Consider the following 13,438-nt stretch of genomic DNA (forward strand, 5'->3'; position numbering starts at 1 on the left):
ATAAAGGTTTTCATAGCTTTAAACCACTATGGAACCTTATAATCAAAAGATCACAATTAAATCCTGGGCGGAAGAAGATCGGCCTCGGGAGAAACTGCTTTCTCAAGGCAGGAGAAGTTTAACTGATGCTGAACTTATCGCTATCCTCATCGGTTCGGGTAGCAGAGATGAAACCGCGGTTGAGCTAAGTAAACGAATACTACACTCTTTAGATAATGATCTGGATAAACTTGGCAGGCTTTCGGTCTCAGAATTATCCAAGTTTAAGGGGATTGGTGAAGCAAAAGCGATAACGATCATTGCAGCCTTAGAGTTAGGCAGGAGGAGGCGTGATTCTGATAAACCTAAAAATCCTGCTATTACCTGTAGTAAGGATATTTTCAATTTGCTGCACCGGCAATTCCGGGATCTGAATCATGAAGAGTTTTGGATTCTTCTGCTCAACAGGGCTAATATTGTTATTTCTCAGCATTTGATCAGCAAGGGTGGTCAGGCCGGTACCATAGCTGATCCCAAGATCATTTATAAAACCGCTTTGGAAAACAACGCTGCTTCCATTATTCTTGCCCATAATCATCCCTCCGGAAATTTGAAGCCCAGTCAGGCAGATCTAAATTTGACCCGGAAACTTCGTGAAGGAGGAGGTTTGCTGGATATTACTGTTCTCGATCATTTGATCTTTACAGATTCTGCATATTTAAGCTTTGCCGACGAGGGAATAATTTAAAGTTATTCACTTTACATCTGTTGCTCGTTTTAAACTCTCCCCTTGAAAGGGTTGGGCAGGTTTATCTTTTTCCTATCTTTGCCGCTATTACCTTTATAGCATACAATGAAGATATCCTACAACTGGTTAACACAGTTTATAAATACTGAAAAAACTCCTGAGGAAATATCCCAGATCCTTACGGCCATTGGTCTTGAGGTGGAAAGCCTGGAGAAAGTTCAAACTATCCCAGGTGGATTAGAAGGTCTGGTGGTTGGTCTTGTTAAGGAATGTGCACAGCACCCAAATGCCGACCGGTTAAGGGTAACTAAAGTAGATATAGGTATAGGTCAGGATCTTGATGTTGTTTGCGGCGCACCAAACGTTGCTGCGGGACAGAAAGTTGTGGTAGCTACGGTTGGAACAACTGTACATCCTACTAATGGCGAGCCCTTTAAGATTAATAAATCAAAGATTAGAGGCGAGGTTTCAGAGGGAATGTTATGCGGAGAAGATGAAGTGGGTTTAGGTAATTCTCATGCGGGTATCCTGGTACTGGATGAGAATGCTGTAATAGGCACACCTGTAAAGGATTATTTTGGAGTAAAGGACGATTTTCTATTTGAAATTGGCCTGACTCCCAACCGTGCTGATGCAGCATCTCATTTAGGTGTTGCACGCGACCTGGCTGCTTACTTAAGAACTTCGATAAGTCTTCCTGAGGTTGCCGGTTTTAAACCAGATAATCTCCACAGACCTATTCCTGTTACTGTAGAAAACGAACAGGCTTGTCCACGGTATTCTTCTTTAACTATAAGCGGTGTTGAAGTCAAGGAATCACCCGATTGGTTGAAGGATAAATTGAAGGTGATCGGTGTTCGGACGATCAATAATATTGTCGATGTAACGAACTATGTACTTCACGAGTTGGGTCAGCCTTTACACGCTTTCGATGCAGACCAGATAGCCGGAGGAAAAGTAGTGGTTAAAAATTGCCCTGAAGGAACTCCTTTTACCACACTGGATGAGGTGGAGCGTAAGCTTTCATCAGAAGATCTGATGATCTGTAACGCTGAAGAAGCTATGTGCATTGCAGGTGTATTTGGAGGTACTAAGTCGGGTGTTACAGAAAACACGAAAGCAGTATTCCTGGAAAGTGCCTATTTTAATTCGGTCTCAGTGCGTAAAACGGCTAAGAGGCATGGTTTGAAAACAGATGCTTCATTCCGCTTTGAAAGAGGAACAGATCCTGAAATTACTGTTTTTGCCCTGAAGAGGGCTGCATTGCTGATTAAGGAAGTTGCCGGGGGAGAAATTTCTTCAGAGATCGCCGACTTTTATCCCGCTCCGATTGCTCCTTTCAATGTTTCTATCTCCTATGCTAATGTTAAGCGCCTTATCGGTGCTGAAATACCGGCAGAAACGATAAGAGAAATTGTGAAGGCTCTAGCAATTGAAGTACTAAGTGAAACATCAGAGGGTCTGGAACTGCAGGTTCCAACCTATAAGGTAGATGTTACCCGTGAAGTAGATGTTATCGAAGAGATCCTTCGTATTTACGGTTATAATAATATTGCTATTCCAACTCAGATACGTGCTTCTTTAAATTATGCGATTAAACCGGATAAAGAGGTGGTGATGAACCAGGTAGCAGATATGCTTTCTGCTAATGGATATTCCGAGATCTTATCCAACTCTCTAACCAAATCGGCTTATACAGAAGATCAGGCTACTGCTGTTAAAATATTGAATCCGTTAAGCAGTGATCTGGATACTATGCGTCAAAGCATGCTCTATTCAGGTCTTGAAGCTATTGCCTATAATCAGAACAGAAAAAATGCTGATTTGAAGTTGTACGAGTTTGGCAAGATCTATTCTACTACGGAGACAGGATATAATGAAAGTTCAAGGTTAGCAGTTTTTGTAAGTGGTGCAAAGCAATCACAGCAATGGAACCACGATAAGATACAAAGCTCTTTTTATAATCTTAAAGCCGCGGTAGATGCAATCGTTAAGCGACTGAATATTCCCGGATTGCTTCAGGAAGATTTCGAGGCTAAGGATTTCCAGCAGGCTGTACAGTATAAGAAGGGTTCGAAGACCCTGGTATACTTTGGAGCCGTTTCAAAGAGTGTTCTAAAGAAGCTGGATATAGACAAAGATGTTTTTTATGCAGATTTTGACTGGGACGAGGTCTTAAAAGCTATCCGGAAAAACAAAATCGTTTATCAGGAGGTTGCAAAAATTCCGGCAGTGAGGAGAGATCTGTCCATGTTGATCGATCAGAATGTAACATTCAATCAGTTGAAGCAGTTGGCTCAGAAGACTGAAAGAGGCCTACTGAAAGAAGTGAACGTGTTCGATGTTTATGAAGGTGATAAACTTCCGTCAGGAAAAAAATCCTACGCTTTAAGCTTTTTGCTGCAAGATGAGGAGAAAACGCTAACCGACAAACAGATCGATGCAGTAATGAGCAAATTAATTACTAATTTCGAAAAGGAACTCGGAGCGGAAGTTAGAAAATAAGAAAAGGAATGAATGAGTGAATGAGAGAATGAGAGAATAAATCATTCCTTCTATCCTTCAATCCTTCAATCATTAAAAAAAATGGCTGTAACTGATCAGTTAAATAACGTACTTGATAAGACACAACGACTGATAGCTTTATGCGAGGCTCTTAGAGAAGAGAATGATCTGCTTAGGCTTGAAAATCAGTCGCTCCAGGTAGCTGTAGACGCTGGGAAGTCGAAGGTTTCTGACCTTGAAGAGAAAGCAAGAGCGCTAAAATTAGCTCGTTCTTTAGAGGAAATCGCGGTTGCTAAACAGGGTACTAATGAAAAAGCTCTTGACATAAAGCAAAAAATTAGCGAATTTGTGCGTGAAATTGATAAGTGCATAGTATTACTGAAAAAGTAATACATTTGTGAAACTAAAGCTCAATAATGGGAGAAATCTCAATAAAAATAAATATTGCTGACCGTATTTACCCCTTAAAGGTTGATATGGAAGAGGAAGAGGTGATAAGAAGGGCAGCTAAACTGATTAATGACCGGATCAAGGAGTATCAGGAAAATTATGAGGTGAAGGATAAGCAGGATTTGCTGGCCATGAGTGTATTGCATTATGCCACTGCTGCACTAACCGCAGAGAAAAAACTGGTAGAAGACGATACGCATGTAGCAGATAAAGTTTACCAATTAGACCGAATGCTTGACGATTTCTTTAAGAAGTAATATACGTTCTTTTAAATATACATAAGAGCACTAAAGATTTAACCGCAGTTAAATTTTCAGGTTTCACTATTTTATAAAACTTAACGCTTCTATATCAGCAGAGTTAAAAAAATGCAAATCATCTGGCGTTGTCCACCTGATTATGATTAATACTCTAAACTTGTTTGCTGAAGTTTTAAAATACTGGGATCTGGATTTTTGACTGCGGTTTTTTTTTAAAATTTAATTTGTTGTTAATGGCCATTAAGAACTTGCAGGGAGTGTGTTATTGCTCGGATTGCAAGCTTCGCGGCAATTTTATTATAAATATATATGGAGGTAGTATTATACATTTTTGTTGGACTGGTTGTCGGGATACTGATAGGAAGGTATCTCTTGCAAAAGCTGCTTAAAAACCAGGAGATTGCAGCTCAGAATAAGGTAAAGAAAATTTTAAAAGACGCTGAAAATAATGCCGAGATCTTAAAGAAGAATAAACTTCTTGAAGCGAAGGAGAAATTCCTTCAAATGAAGGCTGAACACGAGCAGGAAGTAAGCGCCAAGAATAATACGCTTAACCAACGCGAGAACACGATCAAGCAGAAAGAACAATCGCTGAATCAGCGTATGGAGAATGTTAACCGTAAGGAGCAGGATCTGGATAATCAGAAAAAGAACCTTGAAAAGCAACTGGACCTTACGCAAAAGAAACAGGATGAGATCGAACACCTGAAGAATCAGCATATCCAGCAACTGGAGACGATTGCAGGCCTTTCTGCAGAAGAAGCAAAAAATCAACTGGTTGATTCCCTTAGAGAAGAGGCCAGAAGTAAAGCAATGATGCAGATAAAGGACATCGTTGACGAGGCTAAACTTACAGCTACGAAAGAAGCTAAAAAGGTAGTTATCCAAACGATTCAGCGTACAGCTACAGAGTCGGCCATTGAAAACACAGTATCTATTTTCAATATAGAAAATGATGAGATCAAAGGACGTGTGATCGGTCGCGAAGGACGGAATATCCGTGCTCTTGAGGCTGCAACAGGTGTTGAAATCATTGTTGATGATACACCAGAAGCGATCATTTTATCTGGATTCGATCCTGTAAGACGTGAAATTGCACGTTTGGCATTGCATCGTCTTGTTACGGATGGCCGTATTCACCCTGCTCGTATTGAGGAAGTAGTGGCTAAAACCAAGAAGCAGATTGAGGAAGAGATCGTAGAGATCGGTGAACGTACTGTTATCGACCTTGGTATCCATGGTCTGCATCCTGAGCTTATTCGTATGGTAGGTCGTATGCGTTATCGGTCTTCCTATGGGCAGAACTTGTTACAGCACTCTCGTGAAGTAGCTAACTTCTGTGCGGTAATGGCTTCCGAACTTGGATTAAATGTAAAACTTGCAAAACGCGCGGGTCTTTTACATGATATTGGTAAGGTGCCAGACGATAATCCTGAACTTCCACACGCTATTCTGGGAATGCAGTTAGCTGAAAAGTATAAAGAGCACCCTGAAGTATGTAATGCAATTGGAGCACACCACGACGAGATAGAGATGACTTCAATGATCTCTCCGATCGTTCAGGCTTGTGATGCCATTTCAGGTGCGCGTCCAGGTGCACGTCGTGAAGTTGTGGAGAGCTATATCAAACGCTTGAAAGAGCTGGAAGAATTGGCCCTGTCTTATCCAGGCGTAGAGAAAACCTTTGCAATCCAGGCTGGGCGTGAGTTACGTGTAGTTGTTGAAAGCGAGCGTGTTTCAGATGCTCAGGCAGAGATCCTTGCAGCAGATATTTCAAACCGTATTCAAACAGAGATGACGTATCCGGGACAGATCAAAGTAACTGTTATCCGCGAAACAAGATCTGTTTCTTACGCTAAATAAGAACCTTTCTATTCATCCCTCTCCGTCTGGAGAGGGAATTTTTTGTTGTAATGGCCCAAAAAGAACTTCGTCCCATTGATAAAGTTATCAGCGAATATCCAGCTAGTTCGCCTAATGCCAACCCTCTACTGCAATACTTCGCAATCCCATTAGTGCTATTTGGCCTGCTTGGCTTGATCTGGTCAATTCCATTTCCTCATCTTGGTTTTTTAGGCAAGTACAATGGCTTTGTTAACTGGGCGTCTTTTGTGATTGCTTTCAGCATTTATTATTACTATCGTCTTTCTCCTGTTATATCTTATGGCGCATTGCTGTTGGTATTCGCTTTTTCAGCAGGGATAGTAGGATTGGAGAAAGTGCAGAACAACGGTGGTCCTGCAATGGGAAGCATTTGCCTGGTGATTTTTATTTTAGGAATAACACTGCAATATTTTGCCTCGGGGAAAGACGGCGCAGTTTTAAGTCCTAGAAATATTTTAGTATCACCAGTGTGGTTAATATACTCGATTTTCAAAAAGGCGGGATTAAAGATCTGATGTTCAGAGTATGGCAACGTATTTGATACGGTATAGTAAAATACATTGCTATGGAAAACACGAAATATATTGTTCCGGCTATAATTTCAGCAATTATCCCGGGCGTTGGACAGATTGTGAAGGGTGAGTTCGTTAAAGGCCTTCTTATTATAATAGTAGGTGGTACTTTGGGTTTTCTTTTTGCCTGGACATTTATAGTACCAATACTAATTTGGGCATGGAATGTTTTTGATGCCTTTACTTCAGATAGTGAACGTTCAGTAGTTAACGATAAAAGCAGAAGGGTAGGGGTTTAACAACCTACCCTCTTTGAATCAAATACTAGTAAGTTCTTAGTCAATATAAATGTAGAAAAGAGGGGTTAAATCATACTCAGTGGGCTTATTATTGTTAATAATCTTAATTTGAATTTCGGATAAATAGTGGCTATTAACGTCCGGAGTTAGGTAATCAGTGATTGGAAATGTAAATTGCCCATCATTCGTCTGTGCATTTGTAGATATCACGTGTTTTAACTGACCAAATTGGTACAGTTCTAATGTTACGGTAGATGAGGTAATTTGATCTGAGTTCCAGTGTATTGTATAATTGACTCCATAGTCTGAGAGCTGAAGGAGAGTATTAGGATACCGTGTATTTGGGATTGTTATAGTATTGCTAAGAGGATTAGTAGGATATAAAGCTTTGGCCGCAACAATATCATAGTAAGAAAATTGAGTCCATGAAGGAACTCCATTGAAAGCTGATCCTGAATTCATTATAGATTGGCCGTCGCTTGTAGGTGTTCCAGGAATTTGTTCTGTTCCAAAGTTATCATATCCGGGATTATCAGTATGTCTAAATCCGAGGCAATGACCAATTTCATGGGCTAGAATGAAGGTTCTCTGGCCTAGCGAAAGTGGTGAGAATAGATTGGCATCAACACGGATACGAAAGCCAGCTTGTCCATTTTGAGGAAATTCAGCTATTGCATACGCTCCGTAGGCATATTGATTAATTATGTCAATTCTATTATCATTAGTAAAGAGGCCTTTAAATGCATAGAAACTTAGAGTTGTATACGGGATGCTTGACCATTTCTTTAACGCCTCATCAACAGCTGTATGTTCTGTTCCTACCGCAACTTTGATTCTTTCTGAGTTATCGGGGGATATACGGTTAGTAGTTGACCATTGAAGAGTTTCTGCTTTTTGTTTATTTCCCTTTCTTTTATCTAAATTAAAGAAGGTATCTAGATATTTTAGGTCAGTCTTTGTTTTGTTAAACAATAAATCGCCTTCGACAAGATAAGAATCGCCAACATCTTTGATGTCTATCTCTTTAAATCCAGCTTCAATGAGCTTAGAATATAAGCTATTTTCCTGTAAGGTTACTTTCGATTCTAATTTGTCGATTTCCTTTTTACAACCTATAAGAATTGCCGCAATAAGAATGAACACCACTGCTGTTTGAAAGATTTTTTTTGTGAAATTTATCATAGTTAGATTTTTTTTCAAATTAGATAAGGCTTGTTAATCTTATGTGTAGATAAAGTTGTCTTTCTATTACTTTGCATATATTTTTTTCTAGTAGTGCCCGTGTTTTATGGTTGTTAATATTCTCTTAACGAAAGCCTGACCTTTCCTTAATTAACACCTAACATCTACCTAACATTGCCATAATACTTTTGCGTTAAATAAATATAGCAAAAGTGAAAAATAATCTAATTTTCAGAATCTTAACCCTTGCTCTCTTGATAGGGTTAATTACTCTTGAAACTTTCGCCCAGGGCACTGGAAAGATTGTTGGTAAAGTTACCGACAAGAAAACCGGCGAAACCCTGATCGGCCTAAACGTTAAAATAGTTGGCCAAACTAAAGGCGCATCTACTGACGTGGAAGGTCGCTACGTAATCTCTGGCCTTGCTGCTGGCAAATATTCTATACAGTTTAGTTATGTTGGATATGCAACTAAGACTATTTCTGATGTGGCTGTTTCAGCTGGGACAGTGACGACATTAAACACTCTTATGGAAGAGGGTGGCTCTAATCAGCTAAAAGCTGTTGTTGTAAATGTTACCGCAAGGGCTGAAAATACAAGCGCATTATATGCGTCTCAGAAGTCAAGTGTAAGAGTTTCTGATGGAGTGTCTGCAGATCAAATAAAGCGATCTCCCGATAGAAGCACGGGGGAGGTTTTAAAACGGGTAAGTGGTACAAGTATTCAGGATAACAAATTTGTAGTGGTAAGAGGACTTAGCGATAGGTATAATACCACGCTTATGAATAACGCGCCTATGCCTAGTTCTGAGCCAGATAGAAAAGCATTTTCTTTTGATATAGTACCATCTAATTTAATAGACCAGGTGGTAATTAATAAGACAGCTGCAGCTGATTTACCTGGAGACTTCGCCGGTGGTGCAGTGCAAATGAAAACAAAGGATTTTCCTGATCAAAAAGTTATCGATGTTAGTTATTCTGTTGGCTACAATTCACTAGCTACCTTTAATAATTTCAATTATGGATCTAGGGGAAAGTTTGATTTTCTTTCATTTGACGATGGTAGCAGAGCGCTTCCTTCTTCTTTTCCAAGCACAAGAACAGCTTTTATAAATGCGGGCACTGATCAGCGATTCGCCTATTCGAGGTCCTTTAATAATTCTTGGGGTGTAAGTCAGGGAACAAGTATTCCAAGTCAGAGCTTTCAAGTAGTTTTCGGTAATTCTTATGTGAAAGAAAACAACAATAAACTGGGTGTTCTTCTTTCTCTAAGTTATCGTTACAATAACGGGTATACTAGACAACGCCGGGCGGATTTTAATGAGCAGGATTTGGGATACATTTTTGATTATAATGATAATGTATACACTAATTCTGCAACTTTAGGTGGCTTAGCTAACTTCACCTATAGTTACAAGAAGTCAAAGTTATCGTTGAAAAACCTCTATAATCGCAGTTTTGAAGATGCTTATACCTCAAGAACAGGTTTTTCTTATGAAGCAGGAGTTAGTACTCCTGACGAGGAGCAGAGAAATTCACAGTTTCAACTTACTCAAAAAGCAATTTCAAACTCTACCTTGGAAGGTGAACATTTATTAGGTAATAATAAGTCTAAAGTAGATTGGAATTTGTCCTTTAGTTCAAGTAGCAGAAATCAGCCTGACCTACGTAGAATTTATTATGCAAAAGAGTACGGTTCCTCAGAAGATTTAGCTGCTGCTGTTCCTGTAGGTTCTGCTAGCCCTAAAAATGCTGGCCGCTTCTTCCAGGAATTACAAGACTATATTTATGGAGCTTCCGTAAACTTCTCAACACCGTTCAAGTGGAAGGAAAAATCTCAGAACTTGAAAATTGGTTTGTGGAATCAATATAGGTCACGTGATTATTCTCTAAGGCAATTAGGGTATAAGCAATCCAATTCTGAAACCTTTGACAGGTCTTTTCTATATCTTCCCGAGGATCAAATATTTTCATCTGCAACTATTGGTCCTAATGGGTTTGTCCTGGATGATATTACCAATCCTAATAATGCTTATGATGCAACGGGACTTTTAAATGCAGGATACATTATGACGACTAATGAGCTCTTACCAAAGTTGAAATTAAATTTGGGAGTTCGCGCGGAATCCTACATTGAAGATTTAAACGCAGGCGGTTTTAATAAAGAGGAAGATGTCCATAATACTTATTTAGATATTCTCCCTTCTGTAAACTTGATTTATTCGGTTTCAGATAAATCTAATTTTAGATTAAGTTATTCCAATACACTTGCTAGAGCAGAGTTCAGGGAGTTAGCTGAAGTTTCATTCTTTGACTTCGAAACCAATAACGTTGTTAAAGGTAATTCTGATCTTAAACGCTCTAGAATCAATAATTTTGATGCGCGTTTCGAACATTTCCCTTCTGGAGGCCAAATATTATCCGCCTCAGCTTTCTATAAAGATTTTTCTAATGCTATTGAACAGGTTTTTGAGACTGGATCAACCGCTGCTAGTAAGACTGTAAGTTATCAGAATGCGACCAAGGCAAACCTTTTTGGAGTAGAATTAGAGGCTCGTCAAAAGTTAAGCTTTATTGGGGATAAATTTTGGAGTAATGTTTCGGCCTATGCCAATGCATCCTTTATGAAGTCGGATGTTAGTATCGATAAAGATATGTTTCCAAACAATAACAATAGCAGAGCATTGCAAGGCCAGTCACCTTACCTTTTAAACGGAGGATTGTCTTATACAGGAAAGGTATGGAATTTTAATGCGTTGTATAACCGTACAGGAAGAAGAATAAGTACAGTTGGTTTTGGACAGTATCTATCTTCAGGACAGTTTGACTACACCTACAAAGATGTTATGGAGAATCCAAGGGATGTTATTGATTTTCAAATTAGCAGAAGATTGCTTAGAAATAAGGGAGAGTTCAAATTAAATATCAACGATATTTTAAATCAAAGTAGCATCCTTTATCAAGATATGAATGATGATGGTAAGTACAATAAGGGAACCGACCATACCTTGTCTTCGAGAACCTTTGGTACTAATGTTAACTTATCCTTTACATATCGGCTTTAATACTTAAAGATTACTTAACACAAAATTAAACAATAAGAAAAAACACAAGCTTAGGTTTGCACAAATTAAATTGATTATGAAAAGTCTTAAATTTTTAATTCTTGCTCTTTTTACAGCATCAGTAGTTGTAACTTCTTGTAGTAAAGATGAAGAAGGTGGAGAAACAAAAGCTCCTGAAACTCTTTCAGGACAAATCACAAGTAATACGACATTAACTTCAGACAAAGTTTGGGTTCTGCAAGGTTATGTAAGAGTAATGAGTGGAGCAACTTTGACTATTCAGCCAGGAACAGTAATAAAAGGAGATAAAGCTTCTAACGCAGCACTTATTGTTGAACGTGGTGCAAGGATTAACGCTGTCGGAACAGCAGAAAGACCAATTGTATTTACATCGAATCAGGAAGCTGGACAAAGAAATGTAGGTGATTGGTCTGGAGTAGTTATTTGTGGAAAAGCACCAATCAATCAAACGGGAGGTGAAGCTCAATACGAAAACGGAATCTTAGGCACAGATGTGGCTAAATATGGAGGTACTGATGCAACTGATAATTCAGGGACTTTGAAATTTGTAAGAATTGAGTACGCAGGAATTGCCATTCAGCAAGATCGTGAAATTAATAGTTTAACTTTAGCGGGTGTTGGTTCAGGTACAACTATCGAGAATGTTCAAGCATCATATGGCGGCGACGATGCGTTTGAATTCTTTGGAGGTACAGTAAATTGCAAAAATCTTATAGCATACAGATGTACTGATGACGATTTTGACTTTGAATTTGGTTATGTAGGTCGCATTCAATTTGCTGTGTCTATTAAAGATCCTAACATTTACGATGCATCTTCAAGCGGCGCTTCAAACGGTATCGAATCTGATAATGGTAGTACTGTAAGTGATGTTCCTGCTAATAAACCTATGTTGTCAAACTTTACTTTCATTGGTCCGGGAGCGAACGCAAACGCAAAACATAATGCAGGTGTTCTTTTTCGTAAAGGAACTCGTTTTGTTCTACGTAACTCTATCATCATAGATCATCTTAAATCTGCATTCGAACTTGCAACAGTAGAAGCCGGAGATCGTCTTTTTGCAGGTGAATCAGAATTTAAAAATAATCTTGTTTGGGGAAATCAAGCAACTTATAAAGTAAGTACTGCAGGTGCAAACTTTGCAGATGCTACTGCTTTATCCAACTTTGCAGGTCTTGCAGCTAACGCAAACACCACTTTAGCAAATGCAGCAGCTGCTGGTATCACAAGCACTAATTTAACTAGTCCTAACCTAACTTTAGCTACAGGTTCAGTTGCCAAAACTGGAGCAAGCTTTACTGGTTTAACCGGTTTCGAAACAGTTGCTTATAGAGGTGCAATGGATACCAACAATTGGGCTTCTGGTTGGGCAAATTGGAATCCTAATAACACAGCTTATTAATTTAAGTATAAATCACTAGAAAGGTCCTGTACTATTGCAGGACCTTTTTTATATAACTTAATGAAAAGACCTAAGTTATCTATTTGTTTACCTTATATTACATTAACCCACCTACCACTCTTATTACTCTCAACAATTGCTTCAATAACCTTCATATTATTAATTGCATCCTCAAAATCTGTTTGTAATTCAGTCCCTTCAATAATTGCCTTCGAAAATGCATCTCCCTGAAGTGTGTATTGATTTACTGCTTCAAAAGCTATCTCTTCTGTTGGCTGACCAGCTTTATGAAGAAAGATTCGTGCTGGAGTATCCGGAGGTGCATTAACCGGAATCTCAATTTCGATACTTCCTTTAGTGCCAAAGACATGAAAGCGCTGGAATGGATTAAGTTGGGTTGAACAGGTAAATGTTGCAGTTGCATTACCGAAGTCTAAAATTCCTGAAGCTAAGCGATCGGTATGAGTGGAGGGGTCATACTCTACAATCCCCAGTACCCTTGAAGGTTCCGAACCTAAGATATATCTTGACTGCGAGATGCAATAACATCCAATATCCATAAGGCCCCCACCTCCAACTTCTTTAATATTCCTGATGTTATTAGGGTCTGCATTAAAATAGGAGAAAAAGGTCTGGATGGTTTTTACTTCTCCTATTGCTCCTTGTTCTGCCAGCTCTTTTGCTTTCTGCCACTGGGGATGGTAGCGATACATGAACGCTTCTGCCAGTTGTAGTGAGGGATAGTGAGTTTTTGTATCCGCGAGTTTCTCTGCTTCCGCGACAGATAAGGCAATCGGTTTTTCACACAAAACATGTTTCCCGTTTTTTAATGCAAGTTCGGCATAAGGAACATGCATGTGATTTGGAAGGGGAATATAGATTGCGTCGACCTCCTTGCTTTGTAGTAGCTCCTCGTAAGTACTAAAGACAAGGGGGATATTAAGCTTCGCCGCTGCCTCTTCTGCCTTTCCTTTATCTCGTGAAGCTATCGCGACAATATCACAATATTCACCCTGTTGCATCGCCGGAATAACTTTCTGTAATCCAATCCTGGCAGTGCTAAGTATTCCCCATTTAATTTTTTTCATAACAACTAGTTTTTGTGAAGATAGCCTTCCTGTAAGTTTGAAT

The 13,438-nt window shown here is 39.2% G+C and carries 11 protein-coding genes; 9 read left to right on the plus strand and 2 right to left on the minus strand.

The window, feature by feature from the left end:
• Positions 1-28: 28 nt before the first annotated feature.
• The 7 genes from radC to J4N24_RS17605 all read left to right on the plus strand — a co-directional run bounded on the left by radC (position 29) and on the right by J4N24_RS17605 (position 6,637).
• Entirely contained in the window at positions 29-727 is a 699-nt protein-coding gene (gene radC, locus J4N24_RS17575; protein ID WP_207535026.1) for a RadC family protein, read from the plus strand.
• A gap of 105 nt (positions 728-832) precedes the next feature.
• A complete protein-coding gene (gene pheT / locus J4N24_RS17580; protein ID WP_207535027.1) occupies positions 833-3,232 on the plus strand; it encodes a phenylalanine--tRNA ligase subunit beta in 2,400 nt (799 codons plus the stop codon).
• An 81-nt stretch (positions 3,233-3,313) separates the two neighbouring features.
• Complete coding sequence (locus J4N24_RS17585) at positions 3,314-3,622, plus strand: hypothetical protein (protein ID WP_207535028.1); 309 nt, start codon at positions 3,314-3,316, stop codon at positions 3,620-3,622.
• A gap of 26 nt (positions 3,623-3,648) precedes the next feature.
• Positions 3,649-3,939, plus strand: a complete 291-nt coding sequence (locus tag J4N24_RS17590; protein ID WP_207535029.1) for a cell division protein ZapA — start codon at positions 3,649-3,651, stop codon at positions 3,937-3,939.
• Between the two features lie 312 nt (positions 3,940-4,251).
• Entirely contained in the window at positions 4,252-5,805 is a 1,554-nt protein-coding gene (gene rny / locus J4N24_RS17595; RefSeq protein WP_207535030.1) for a ribonuclease Y, read from the plus strand.
• Between the two features lie 50 nt (positions 5,806-5,855).
• A complete protein-coding gene (locus tag J4N24_RS17600) occupies positions 5,856-6,341 on the plus strand; it encodes a DUF962 domain-containing protein (RefSeq protein ID WP_207535031.1) in 486 nt (161 codons plus the stop codon).
• A gap of 50 nt (positions 6,342-6,391) precedes the next feature.
• Complete coding sequence (locus J4N24_RS17605; protein WP_207535032.1) at positions 6,392-6,637, plus strand: hypothetical protein; 246 nt, start codon at positions 6,392-6,394, stop codon at positions 6,635-6,637.
• A gap of 36 nt (positions 6,638-6,673) precedes the next feature.
• Here J4N24_RS17605 and J4N24_RS17610 read toward each other — a convergent pair whose 3' ends face one another.
• Complete coding sequence (locus J4N24_RS17610; protein WP_207535033.1) at positions 6,674-7,819, minus strand: M57 family metalloprotease; 1,146 nt, start codon at positions 7,817-7,819, stop codon at positions 6,674-6,676.
• Between the two features lie 212 nt (positions 7,820-8,031).
• On the opposite strand from J4N24_RS17610, the gene J4N24_RS17615 reads away from it, so the two are divergent.
• Positions 8,032-10,884, plus strand: a complete 2,853-nt coding sequence (locus tag J4N24_RS17615) for a TonB-dependent receptor (RefSeq protein WP_207535034.1) — start codon at positions 8,032-8,034, stop codon at positions 10,882-10,884.
• A 76-nt stretch (positions 10,885-10,960) separates the two neighbouring features.
• Positions 10,961-12,307 (plus strand): beta-helix domain-containing protein, encoded by a 1,347-nt coding sequence (locus tag J4N24_RS17620; protein ID WP_207535035.1) that lies wholly within the window; start codon positions 10,961-10,963, stop codon positions 12,305-12,307.
• A gap of 92 nt (positions 12,308-12,399) precedes the next feature.
• Here J4N24_RS17620 and J4N24_RS17625 read toward each other — a convergent pair whose 3' ends face one another.
• The gene (locus J4N24_RS17625) at positions 12,400-13,395 is read right to left on the minus strand and encodes a Gfo/Idh/MocA family protein (protein WP_207535036.1); all 996 of its coding nucleotides are present in this window, start codon (positions 13,393-13,395) and stop codon (positions 12,400-12,402) included.
• Positions 13,396-13,438 lie beyond the last annotated feature (43 nt).

This window comes from Desertivirga arenae (assembly GCF_017355785.1).
GTDB classification, from domain to species: Bacteria; Bacteroidota; Bacteroidia; order Sphingobacteriales; family Sphingobacteriaceae; genus Desertivirga; species Desertivirga arenae.